The sequence below is a fragment of the Streptomyces sp. SAS_272 genome, from assembly GCF_052543235.1.
This window is the reverse complement of sequence record NZ_JBMNDR010000076.1, coordinates 20,885-27,940: the sequence shown is the minus strand read 5'-3', so window position 1 is coordinate 27,940 and position 7,056 is coordinate 20,885. Positions and strand designations below refer to the sequence as shown.

The 7,056-nt window shown below is 71.3% G+C and carries 8 protein-coding genes; 2 read left to right on the top strand and 6 right to left on the bottom strand.

The features are described from left to right. Positions 1 to 80: 80 nt before the first annotated feature. The 4 genes from ACN6LD_RS32475 to ACN6LD_RS32460 form a co-directional block, all read right to left on the bottom strand. The gene (locus ACN6LD_RS32475) at positions 81 to 407 is read right to left on the bottom strand and encodes a hypothetical protein (protein ID WP_319195804.1); all 327 of its coding nucleotides are present in this window, start codon (positions 405 to 407) and stop codon (positions 81 to 83) included. Continuing rightward, positions 404 to 772, bottom strand: coding sequence for a WhiB family transcriptional regulator (locus ACN6LD_RS32470; protein WP_057584309.1), 369 nt, complete (start codon positions 770 to 772; stop codon positions 404 to 406). Before ACN6LD_RS32470 ends, ACN6LD_RS32475 begins: the two co-directional genes overlap by 4 nt. 175 nt (positions 773 to 947) lie before the next feature. Continuing rightward, entirely contained in the window at positions 948 to 1,265 is a 318-nt protein-coding gene (locus ACN6LD_RS32465) for a hypothetical protein (RefSeq protein WP_319195802.1), read from the bottom strand. Between the two features lie 187 nt (positions 1,266 to 1,452). Beyond that, entirely contained in the window at positions 1,453 to 3,744 is a 2,292-nt protein-coding gene (locus tag ACN6LD_RS32460) for an ATP-dependent DNA helicase UvrD2 (protein ID WP_415924981.1), read from the bottom strand. A 78-nt stretch (positions 3,745 to 3,822) separates the two neighbouring features. Between ACN6LD_RS32460 and ACN6LD_RS32455 the strand changes: the two genes are divergently transcribed. Further along, positions 3,823 to 4,080, top strand: a complete 258-nt coding sequence (locus ACN6LD_RS32455) for a mycoredoxin (RefSeq protein WP_319195798.1) — start codon at positions 3,823 to 3,825, stop codon at positions 4,078 to 4,080. A gap of 143 nt (positions 4,081 to 4,223) precedes the next feature. Continuing rightward, positions 4,224 to 4,469: a hypothetical protein gene (locus tag ACN6LD_RS32450; RefSeq protein ID WP_319195797.1), complete on the top strand. Its 246-nt coding sequence runs from the start codon at positions 4,224 to 4,226 to the stop codon at positions 4,467 to 4,469. A gap of 75 nt (positions 4,470 to 4,544) precedes the next feature. Here the strand turns inward: ACN6LD_RS32450 and nudC are convergent, their stop codons facing one another. Next, positions 4,545 to 5,489, bottom strand: coding sequence for an NAD(+) diphosphatase (gene nudC, locus ACN6LD_RS32445; protein WP_319195796.1), 945 nt, complete (start codon positions 5,487 to 5,489; stop codon positions 4,545 to 4,547). A gap of 152 nt (positions 5,490 to 5,641) precedes the next feature. After that, entirely contained in the window at positions 5,642 to 7,054 is a 1,413-nt protein-coding gene (locus ACN6LD_RS32440) for a dipeptidase (RefSeq protein ID WP_445045055.1), read from the bottom strand. Positions 7,055 to 7,056 lie beyond the last annotated feature (2 nt).

Here is a 7,056-nt window from a genome sequence, read left to right as displayed (position 1 = left end):
CCGGTCCGTCCGAACGGACCGGCCCCCACGGGGAAAGCTTCGCCTCCCCCTCGGGAGGCCACCCCTTCAGGTGTGGGCGGTTACTGCATCACGGCCATGGCGAGCGCCCGGCGGGCACGCAGCGACGCGCGCTCGGCCCGGCGCTGCATCCGCCGAGCGGCCACCAGGCGCACGGCCTGACGTTCCCGCTCGACCTCGTGCAGGCGGTCGTGCATATGCGCACGAGCCAGGGCTTCTGGGATGAGTTGCATCTCGCGTGTCCTGTTCTGACGCGAGTCGTACGCGCCGGTGGAGTTGGTGAGGTCTTCGGTCGCGGAGCCTGCGGGCTCGCTGGTGAACGGCTTCATCGGGGCCTGCTTCTTGGGGTCATGCGTGAGGGGACGGTCGATTGTTCCTGCGGTGTTCATGCCGTGACCGGGTTCTTGCGCGGGCGACCACGCGGCCGCTTGCGGGCGACGACGACACCCTGCACGAACAGTTCGCCACCCCAGACGCCCCAGGGCTCGCGCCGCTCCTTGGCGCCGGCGAGGCAGGCCTCGACCAGCGGGCAGGTACGGCAGAGGGACTTGGCGTACTCGACGTCCGCGGGGGTCTCGGCGAAGAAGACCTCGGGGTCGTAGGAACGGCAGGGGACGGGCACGCCGAGGTTCTCGATGGCGTCGTCGAGCGCGGTGAGCGCCGTGAGCGGGGTCAAGGTGGAGTCCTCCGTGAGGCCGGGCGGGGGGATCGTTTCGGAAGGCGGTACGGACGGGGCGTGCGCTTCGAGTTGCACGGTTCGTCTTCCTCGTCTGTCGGTCCGGTCCTGTGGGACCGGTTGTCGGCTGGGTACCGGGTTCTTTTCTTGTCCCGAGGCCCCTTCGCTCCGTCCTCCCCGTTCGGGGAAAACAGAAGGGCCGCGGATCCCGGGTGGGGTTCCGCGGCCCTGAAGGCGCCGGCCTGATCGACGATCAGGCTGGATCACTCCAGGGTTCTGGCCCACGGAAGGCCCACATCAGGTTGTGCTGCGTCGTCTGCTTGCGGAATCCGGCACCGGTCGCCGCGAAGGCATAGGCATGCGCCTGTGCCTCTACTGCTTCCAGTGCCTTGGTCGGTCGCTCATTGCGCTCGCGGCCGAGAAGACTCACGGGCGAAACAGAGGAGGACGCCGGCCGATCGGCACGAATGCCGGACAGACCGGTGCCCAGGACCGGGGCGCCGAGCATGCACGTGGAGACGACCGAGCAATCGGTCAGTTTGGCAGTGGAGCTGCGGTTGATGATGATCACTGGAATCGCCTCCTCTCGGCGTCTCGGGGGACCGGGATGAACCGGTCCGACGGATATACAAGTACAGCACGGAATCAGGGCCTTCGAGAAGGCCGCCGTTCCGGTGTCTAAGAACCTATGGGGATTGCCGGGGCATGCGCAAACTATTTTTCCGACGAGTTCGGATCAATCTTCGGCCGACCCTCCCTCACTCCCCTCCGTCACCCTCCACCACGTCCTGGCCTGCACAGATGGCCAACACATCGGTTCCGTAACGGTGCAGCTTGCGCACACCGACCCCCGGGATCCGGGCCAGTTCGCCCTCCTCGTCGGGGACCGCTTCGGCGATCGCCATCAGCGTCTTGTCGGTGAAGACGCAGAACGCCGGCTGGCCGGCGCGCTTCGCCTGGACCGCCCGCCAGTCCCGCAGCCGCTCGTACAGGCCCTCGTCCATGTCGGAGGGGCAGTCCTCGCACCGCATCAGCTTCATCTCGCCGGCGTCGGTCAGGGTGCGCCCGCAGACCCGGCAGCGGGCCGGGGTGCGCTGTGTCCGGCGCGGCGCCTGGCCGACGCCCGCGGCGACGCCGGGGACCCCCCGCTCGATGCCTCCGGCGCCCACGGCGCCCCCACGGCCCACGGTGACGCCCGAGCCGGGACGGAGACCGTCGAGGAAGCGGCTCGGGCGGCGGCTCGGGCGGCCGCCCGGTGAGCGGGAGAGCGCCCAGGAGAGGTGCAGCCGCGCGCGGGCCCGGGTGACCCCGACGTAGAGGAGGCGTCGCTCCTCCTCGATCTGCTCGTCGGTCCTGGCGTAGGTGATCGGCATCATGCCCTCCGCCACGCCGACCAGGAAGACGACGTCCCACTCCAGGCCCTTGGCGGAGTGCAGAGAGGCCAGGGTGACGCCCTGGACGGTCGGGGCGTGCTGGGCGCTCGCCCGCTCGTCGAGTTCGGCGACCAGGTCGGCGAGGGTCGCGCCGGGCCGGGCCGCGGCGAAGTCGTGCGCCAGGTTCACCAGGGCCGCCAGCGATTCCCAGCGCTCCCTGACGGCCCCGGAGCCGGCCGGCGGCTGTGCGGTCCAGCCCTCGCCGGAGAGGACGGCACGCACCTGCGAAGGCAGGTCGATGGCGTCCTCGAGGAGCGTGTCGTTGCCGCCGAACCGGGCCGCACCGCGCAGGGCGACACCGGCCTTGCGCACCTCGGGCCGGTCGAAGAAGCGCTCGGCGCCGCGCAGCTGATACGGGATGCCGAGGTCGGCGAGAGCCTGCTCGTAGGTCTCCGACTGGGCGTTGGTGCGGAACAGGACGGCGATCTCCGCGGCCGCGACCCCGGCGTCGAGAAGCTCACGGATACGGCGGGCCGCGCCCTCTGCCTCGGCGGGCTCGTCCGCGTACTCGGCGTAGCCCGGCTCGGGTCCGGCGGACCGCTGGGAGATCAGTTCCAGACGGTGGTCGGCGGCACGGCCGCGGGCCTGGGCGAGCAGACCGTTGGCTAGGTGAACGACCTGGGGGGTGGAGCGGTAGTCGCGCACCAGCTTGACGACGGTCGCGCCGGGGTGACGGGTGCGGAAGTCGAGCAGGTGGTCGGGGGTGGCGCCGGTGAAGGAGTAGATCGTCTGGCTGGCGTCCCCCACCACGCAGAGGTCGTCCCGGTCGCCGAGCCACAGCTCGAGCAGACGCTGCTGGAGGGGGCTGACGTCCTGGTACTCGTCGACCACGAAGTGCTGGTACTGGGCGCGGACCTGCTCGGCGATGTCGTGCCGGTCCTGCAGCACCGCGACGGTCAGCAGCAGGACGTCCTCGAAGTCGATGACGGCGCGCTCGCGCTTGAGGTCCTCGTAGGCGGCGTAGAGCTGGGCGATCTCGGCGGGGTCGCGGGGTGACTCGCGGCCCGCTTTGACTGCGGCGAGGGCGTAGTCGGCGGGCACGGTCTGGGTGACCTTGGACCACTCGATCTCCGCGGTGACGTCCCGCAGCTCGCCGCGGTCGAGCCGGACCCGGCAGGCGGCGGCCGCGTCGGCGACGAGCTGCACCTTGCGGTCGACGAGTCGGGGCAGGGAGCCACCGATCGCTTTCGGCCAGAAGTACTGCAGCTGTCGAAGGGCCGCCGAGTGGAAGGTGCGGGCCTGGACGCCCTGGGCGCCGAGCTGGCGGAGCCGGCCGCGCATCTCGCCGGCGGCCCGGTTGGTGAAGGTGACGGCGAGCACGCTGGAGGGCTGCAGGATGCCGGCGCGCACCCCGTAGGCGATGCGGTGGGTGATGGCCCGGGTCTTGCCCGTGCCGGCTCCGGCCAGCACGCACACCGGACCGTGCAGGGCCGTGGCGACCTCGCGCTGCTCGGGGTCGAGCCCGTCGAGCACCGCGTCGGCCGTGTCCGGTGCCTGCGGGAACAGGGTGGAGTGCGTTGCTGCTGTCACACAGCCATGCTGCCAGGTCGGCGGAGACGGACGGGACGGTTGTCCACAGGCGGGCCCCCGCAGTCGTATGAATGGGGCGGACGTCACCACCGGGAATGGCGGCCCCGTCAGCGGCGTTGCCCCTAGGACCGCCCGTCCCCCGACCGCCGAAGGAGCATGAGAGACATGCTGGGCACTGTGACGATGTACAGCACCACGTGGTGCGGCTACTGCCAGCGGCTGAAGAAGCAGCTGGAGCGCGAGGGCATCGCGTACACCGAGATCAACATCGAGCAGGACCCGGAGTCCGCGGCGTTCGTGGAGAAGGCGAATGGCGGAAACCAGACGGTGCCCACCGTTCAGGTGGTTCCGTCCAATGGTGGCGCTGACGTCGTGATGACGAACCCCAGCCTCGCCCAGGTGAAGCAGGCACTCGGCGCCTGATCCCCGCGATACACGCCCCCCGATCGGTCTGACGCTGATCGGGGGCTTGCGCGCTCGGGGCACGTTCCCGTTCGGGAAAGCCGGGATCCTGACCGTGCCGGGCGCCTGTCTTCCCGATGCAGCCGACTTGCCATGATGGCGGTATGGAAACGGGTTTCCCCTGGGGGTCCACACCGACCGTCGATCTCCGCCTGAGGCGCTCCGATGCCATTGTGCTGTTCGACTGGCTGATGAGCACCGACCTGAACGCCGTACCGATCACGCATCCGGCTCAGAAGCAGGCTCTCGCAGACCTGTTGGCTCGCTTGGAGGAGGTGGACGTCATCGAGTCCACCGAGGCAGAGATCGCTGCAGCCCGGGAAGAGGTAGCCCGGGACATGGGCTGGTAGGACGTCGGAGGGGTGGCCGTCCCGGTGCGGGTCGGCCACCCCTTCGACGTGCCGGGCGTGGTCGGGCGGGCGTCGTCAGACGAGGTTGCGCATGGGCAGCGGCTTGCCGTACCAGAGCTCGATCAGCCGGGCCGCGATGGAGATGCCGTAGGGGGGCAGCACATCGCCGGACTCGAAGGCGGCGCCGAGCTCGTCGCGGGAGAACCAGCGGGCCTCGTGGATCTCGTCGCCGTCGACGTCGATGTCGGTGGACGTGGCACGGGCCATGAAGCCGAGCATGAGACTGGACGGGAAGGGCCAGGGCTGGCTGGCGACGTACTCGACCTGGCCGACCGTGACGCCGGCCTCCTCGAAGACCTCGCGGCGCACGGACTGCTCGATGGACTCGCCGGGCTCGACGAAGCCGGCGAGGGTCGAGAAGCGGCCCTCGGGCCAGTGCACCTGGCGGCCCAGGAGGATGCGGTCCTCCTCGTCGGTGACGGCCATGATCACCGCCGGGTCGGTGCGCGGGTAGTGCTCGGCGCCGCAGGCGGGGCAGCGTCGGATGTGCCCGGCCGCGGCGATCACCGTGCGCTCGCCGCAGCGGGAGCAGAAGCGGTGGGTGCGCTGCCAGTTCTCCAGACCCACGGCGTGCACCATCAGGCCCACGTCGCGCGGCGACAGCAGCAGACCCGCCTCGCGCAGGCCGGCCGGGCGCGCGGACTGGTCGATCCGGCCGGGCAGCGTGTCCTTCTGGAGGGCGAAGTAGCTGACACCGTCCTCGTCCGTCCCGAGGAAGTAGCGGTGCGCCTCGGTGAGGGGCGCCTCGAAGGACGGGGTCATGACGAGTTCGGTGTGGCCGTCGGACGTCTCGTCGATGAGGACCTGGCCTCCGGAGACGACGAAGCAGCGGGTCGTGGGGTGGCTCCACGCCGCGGCGAGCCAGGCCTCGTCGAGCCGGTGGTGGGCGGCCCGGTCCACGCCGCTCGGCGCGGTGAGCGAGATGGGTCGATCGGCGTTCAGGTCGGTCCAGGTGGTCACGGGTACTTCCAACTCCCCCGGTGGAACGGTTGTTTCTGCGGGCGGTTCAGCGGGACGTACGGAAGGGGGCGACCGGTCGTGGGGCGGCGGGCCGCGGGGCGGCTCCTTCAGTGTGCACCGCGCGCGCGTCCCCTCCGGGCCGGTCGGGGGCGTCAGGGCGCATGACGCCAGTGCGCGGCGAGGTCGCTCCAGAGGTACGCGGTGGTCTCGACGCCCTTGAGGAGGAGGTCCAGCTCGACCTTCTCGTTGGGCGCGTGCCAGCCGTCCGAGGGGACGGAGATGCCCAGGAAGAGCACGGGGGCGCCGAGGACCTCCTGCAGGTCGGCGGCCGGTCCCGAGCCTCCCTCACGGGTGAAGCGGACGGGCTTGTCGAAGGCCCGGCCCATGGCGCGGACCACGGACTGCAGCGCGGGGTGGTCCAGCGGGGTCAGGCAGGGGCGCGTGGCAGGGCTGAACGCGATCTCGTACCGGACGCCTGCGGGAGCCTGCTCGGCGACCCAGGCGCGGACGGCCTTCTCGACATGGTCGGGGTCCTGGCCGGCGACGAGCCGGAAGGAGAGCTTCACGAAGGCCGAGGACGGGATGATCGTCTTGCTGCCGGGTCCCTGGTAGCCGCCGCCGATGCCGTTGACCTCGGCCGTGGGGCGGGCCCAGATCCGCTCCAGGGTGGTGTGCCCGGCCTCCCCGTGGGAGGCGTGCGACCGGGCGGTGCGCAGCCACTGGTCCTCGTCGAAGGGCAGCTCGGCGAAGAGCGCTCGCTCGCGGTCGGTGAGCTCGATGACGCCGTCGTAGAAGCCGGGGACGGCCACGTGCGCGTGCTCGTCGTGCAGGGCGGTGACGAGGCGGGCGATCGCGGTCGCCGGGTTGGGCACCGCCCCGCCGAAGGAGCCGGAGTGGATGTCCTGGTCGGGGCCGAGGAACCGGATCTCGCATTCGGCGAGGCCGCGCATCCCGGTGCACACCGTGGGGGTGTCCTCGGACCACATGCCGGTGTCGGAGACGATCACGGCGTCCGCGGCGAGCCGCCCGGCCCGCTCTTCCACGAGGGCCCGGAAGTTCGGGGAGCCTGACTCCTCCTCGCCCTCGATCAGCAGCTTGAGGTTGACGGCCGGCGCGGTGCGGCCGGTGGCGGCGAGGTGAGCGCGGACGCCGAGGGTGTGGAAGAAGACCTGCCCCTTGTCGTCGGCCGCCCCGCGCGCGTGAAGGCGGTTCTTGCGGACGACGGGCTCGAAGGGGTCGGTGTCCCAGCCGTCCTCGCGGGCGGCGGGCTGCACGTCGTGGTGGCCGTAGACCAGGACGGTGGGCGCCTGCGGGTCGCCGGAGGGCCACTGGGCGTAGACGGCCGGCGCGCCCGGCGTCGGCCAGACCTCGACGGTCGGGAAGCCGGTCTCCAGGAGCTTGGCGGCGAGCCAGTCCGCGCTGCGCCGTACGTCGGGGGCGTGGTCGGGCTGGGCCGACACCGACGGGATCCGCAGCCATTGGGCGAGGTCGTCGAGGAAGGCGGCGCGATGCCGCTCGACGTACGTGCGGACGGCGCTGACGGCACTGTCAACGGGATGGCTCATGG

Coding starts and splice junctions, on each gene's coding strand:
- ACN6LD_RS32475 (WP_319195804.1), bottom strand. CDS start 407: ATGAACACCGCAGGAACAATCGACCGTCCCCTCACGCATGACCCCAAG.
- ACN6LD_RS32455 (WP_319195798.1), top strand. CDS start 3,823: ATGCTGGGCACTGTGACGATGTACAGCACCACGTGGTGCGGCTACTGC.
- ACN6LD_RS32440 (WP_445045055.1), bottom strand. CDS start 7,054: ATGAGCCATCCCGTTGACAGTGCCGTCAGCGCCGTCCGCACGTACGTC.
- ACN6LD_RS32450 (WP_319195797.1), top strand. CDS start 4,224: ATGGAAACGGGTTTCCCCTGGGGGTCCACACCGACCGTCGATCTCCGC.